General features: G+C 46.3%; 1 protein-coding gene. It reads right to left on the reverse strand.

Annotation, left to right across the window (positions count from 1 at the left end; all coding sequences use genetic code 11):
- Window positions 1–197: 197 nt before the first annotated feature.
- Window positions 198–482 (reverse strand): DUF6809 family protein, encoded by a 285-nt coding sequence (locus LI015_RS28035; RefSeq protein WP_227126786.1) that lies wholly within the window; start codon window positions 480–482, stop codon window positions 198–200.
- Window positions 483–505: the final 23 nt, after the last annotated feature.

The following is a 505-nucleotide window of genomic DNA, read 5'->3' on the forward strand; positions in this document are numbered from 1 at the left end:
GATATTCCATTGGGTACTTCTTGGCAGGCCACCATGGGCCAGGGCATGGCCCACCGGATAGACAGACTCCACCCTTGGCGTAGCATATATTTTTTTGTACAGGTACAGCATGTATTTGATTTTTTTCGCCTCGTTTTTCTTCTCCAAACAAACAAAAAGCCGCCACATAATATGACGGCTACCCTCAAAACATACTATCACATATCCCGAATCATCTTCATCAATCGTATCCCATCCTTCACCCCTTCCTCATACAGATACATCTGACACATCCCATTTCCATCCAGCATGTCATCAATACAATCCTCTATGGCATCCCTCTGCTCCTTGGTGATTTCCTTCATCCAATGGTCCATCCGTTCGTTCAGCTTGTGGTCTGCTTTCTTTTCTTCCTGAGTCTTATCTTCCTGCCATCGGGTTACCAGCCATTCTACCCTGGCTGCTATGACTTCCTCACATTGTTCCCTCGTAGTTTTCTTCATGGACACTCCTCCTTCCGCCAACA

The organism is Enterocloster sp. 210928-DFI.2.20 (genome assembly GCF_020554465.1).
In the GTDB taxonomy this organism is placed as follows: Bacteria; Bacillota; Clostridia; order Lachnospirales; family Lachnospiraceae; genus Enterocloster; species Enterocloster bolteae.